1 protein-coding gene is annotated in these 929 nt (G+C 49.5%); it reads left to right on the plus strand.

Annotation, left to right across the window (positions count from 1 at the left end; all coding sequences use genetic code 11):
* A partial coding sequence (locus tag HMPREF2853_RS09540; protein WP_261674251.1) for an FtsK/SpoIIIE domain-containing protein occupies window positions 1-929 on the plus strand: 929 nt, incomplete at both ends.

Genomic DNA, 929 nt, shown 5'->3' on the forward strand with positions numbered 1-929 from the left:
AAGGCCCTTACCATGTACTTGATGGACTTTGGGACCAATGGTTTGGCTCCATTGTCTAAACTTCCGCAGGTGGCGGATACTATGCTTCTGGACCAAACGGAGAAGATTTCTAAGTTTGTACGAATCATGGAGAAAGAACTCAACCGCCGTAAGAAACTGCTTGCGGATTATGGAGTTGGGACCCTAGAACTCTACCGTCAGGCCAGTGGTCAGGAAGAGCCGGCTATTGTTATCCTCTTAGATAGCTATGAAGCCTTCAAGGAAGAAGCCTATGAGGCGGAACTCTTCAAGCTCTTGGTGCGTATCTCTCGTGAAGGTCTCAGTATCGGGGTTCACCTCTTGGTGACAGCTGGTCGCCAGACCAACCTTCGTGCTCAACTCTACTCGAACTTCAAGCACCAGTTGAGCCTGCCACAAAATGAGGCAGGTGAAGTGCGAGCTATCGTGGGCTCTACGCCCCTTGCTATGACTATGGAAGATATCAAGGGACGGGCTCTCATGAAACGTGAAGAAGTGGATGTCATCCAGCTGGCACTCCCGGTTTATGGATCCAATGACACTCAAGTACTCAACAACCTACGTCAGGAAGTCGCTTCCCTCCAAGAAGCCTGGACCGGCCAGCGCCCAAGTGCCATTCCGATGGTGCCAGAGGAGTTGACGGAGAAAGACTTCTATAGCCGAGCAAGCGTGCAGACTGCCTATGAACACGGACTCGTGCCATTAGGACTTGACTTGGAGACAGTTGAGCCTGTTACTTGGAATCTGGCTAAAGGAAATCTCCTTTACTTAACAGATAAAGAAGAACAGATGACAGCCTTGGTGAAACACATTGCCAAAGGGAAACAGAAGGTCATCGTCTTGGCACCGAAGTATCATAGTCTACCTGAAATGGAAGGTGTGACGATTCTTGCAAGTCCAGAGGAATATCA

Source organism: Streptococcus sp. HMSC077F03 (genome assembly GCF_001812375.1).
Classification (GTDB): Bacteria; Bacillota; Bacilli; order Lactobacillales; family Streptococcaceae; genus Streptococcus; species Streptococcus oralis_S.